Raw genomic sequence first — 886 nt, forward strand, 5'->3', positions numbered from 1 at the left:
CAAAAACTGCAGGAAAATACTTTTACTTTGAGCGCTCATACGATGGCGTATTTATGTTTGATACTAAAACAGACGGTATTGCATTCGTAACAGCGCCAAAAGCATAGGAGGGGAATTATTATGGCCGTAGTCGTAAAAAAAGAGAATCGTGTACTAACAGTTGAAGAACAAAGCTTAGGTGCATATCTTGTAGAAGGATATGACCAAGTAGAACTTAATGCGGAAGGAGCTGCTTATGTAGTTGTGACTCGTGCTACAGGTGGCCGTGAAGTAACACTTTCTGAATTAAATACTGTTATTGAAGAAAAAGATGCAATTACAGCAGAACGTAATGACTTATTAGTTGAAAATAAGAAATTAAAGGCTGAAATTGCAAAGTTAAAGAAAGATACTGCAGCTGATAAAACAGAAAAATAGGTGATTTCATGTCATATATAGATGCTGAATACTATACGAACATATACAAGGGAATGCCTGTAGAAGATTCTGATATGTTGAGTCGTATGATTGCAAGAGCTTCAGATGTAGTGGATCAGATTATTAATTATAAATTGAGTGGCGTTGATTTCGATAAATTGGCGCCATTTATTAAAAATCAGGTAATGAAAGCTACTGCTGCTCAAACTGAATATATCGCCTTATATGGCGAAACATCTACAAATACCATGATTGATACGCCGGTTATGCAGGTTGGTAAATTCCGTTATGGTTTATTACGAGGTGGTAAGTCTGAAGGAGCGGGCCATGACGCTCGAATAGCACAAGGGACAATTGCTTTTCTACGTCCAACAGGATTACTTTATGCGGGGGTGGAGGTAAATGATTAATGTTATTCCTATTCCATTACATGTACTCATTCATACAGTTGAGTATCATGAGTACATTG

Annotated in this window: 2 protein-coding genes; both read left to right on the forward strand. The window is 37.1% G+C overall.

Annotated features, from left to right (window positions below):
• Positions 1-120: 120 nt before the first annotated feature.
• Positions 121-417, forward strand: a complete 297-nt coding sequence (locus KVT27_RS23310; protein WP_254636259.1) for a hypothetical protein — start codon at positions 121-123, stop codon at positions 415-417.
• Between the two features lie 8 nt (positions 418-425).
• Complete coding sequence (locus KVT27_RS23315; RefSeq protein ID WP_217563139.1) at positions 426-827, forward strand: head-tail connector protein; 402 nt, start codon at positions 426-428, stop codon at positions 825-827.
• Positions 828-886 lie beyond the last annotated feature (59 nt).

The sequence above is a fragment of the Lysinibacillus sp. GbtcB16 genome (assembly GCF_019091145.1).
Taxonomy (GTDB): domain Bacteria; phylum Bacillota; class Bacilli; order Bacillales_A; family Planococcaceae; genus Lysinibacillus; species Lysinibacillus fusiformis.